Origin of the sequence: Metabacillus niabensis (assembly GCF_902829255.1) — a bacterium.
Taxonomy (GTDB): Bacteria; Bacillota; Bacilli; order Bacillales; family Bacillaceae; genus Metabacillus; species Metabacillus niabensis.
Genome location: NZ_CADEPK010000245.1, coordinates 1 through 1,177, shown reverse-complemented (window position 1 = coordinate 1,177; position 1,177 = coordinate 1). Strand labels below are relative to the sequence as shown.

Genomic DNA, 1,177 nt, shown 5'->3' with positions numbered 1-1,177 from the left:
CTCCATTACTTCTTCAAATTTCATCCGATCAGTTCCTTACACTTTATTCGCAAAATTTGAAATTACACAGTAAAATTGCTCGTATTGATCATCAGATAATTCTTCAATGAATTTGATTAATTTTTCTCTTTCCACTATAAACCTCCAATATGTTAATTATGATTACTTCTATATAAAACTCCTATTTTATTTGGTTTACAATTGACTAAAATTTCATTTGATAATAGCAATCTAAAAATTCCTTTACATCAGCTCTAACATCTTTTTTTGCAAGGCTTACTGCCTTATTGTGTAATTCATTAAATTGTGTTTTTACTTTATCGAATAATGGATGTTCTTCATTTAGATATTGTCTATCCTTATAACTCTCTCCTTTAATATAGAAGCATGCCCAATATAATTATATTATAAGAAATAAAAGAAGGTTTAGTTAAATGTTTGCTTAAATCCTCTTCAAATTCATCTTCAGTTTCATTTTCAATATCTAAACCTGTCTCCATTTTAAAATTGCGTTTAAATTCAGATAGTAAGTCAAAAAGGTAATCAAAATAAGGATCATCTAACCTATCTATCAAAGAAGGATAATAATTATATTCAAAATTTCCCTCTTCACGCTTAATACCTTCTTCTTCACAGTCCTCCTTATAACTCTCTTCATTTTGTAACCAAAGTTTATATTCAAAATCATAGCTCTCTTTAACTAGTTGAGCATACTCATAATCAGTCTTTAAAAGGAGCTTAGCAGTGAGATTCGCCAATTGAACAAGAGCTTCTGTTTTTGACAATTCATGGAGGTCTTTGTACTCAAGCTTAATTTCACCATCAATCTCTTCAACATTTACTTCCCATTTTCCATTATCATGAACAACTATGTTATCAAAATTGCCATTCCATAATACTTTTAATAACTGTTTAGTTTAAGGGTATAGGTGCTAGATAAAGTATTGACAACATTTCAATATTTTTGATATGATTATATATTTTTGTTTAAAAAAACTTAAAGGTGTGACATAATCAATTTAAATAAAAAATAGCTATATTTCCTCTTAGGGAATCCAAGAAGTCTTGATACCACTAACTCCGTAGAAATCAAAACTAACTCATCAATTTCTAAAAAATATTTTATCTAGCTTCTTACTCAATAAAAAAGCACACAATTTTCTATAATGTCTTATAG

General features: G+C 27.8%; 1 protein-coding gene. It reads right to left on the bottom strand.

Translation table 11 applies throughout. The annotated features are described in order from the left end of the window. Window positions 1–374: 374 nt before the first annotated feature. Entirely contained in the window at window positions 375–785 is a 411-nt protein-coding gene (locus HU235_RS15380) for a hypothetical protein (protein ID WP_174880766.1), read from the bottom strand. Window positions 786–1,177 lie beyond the last annotated feature (392 nt).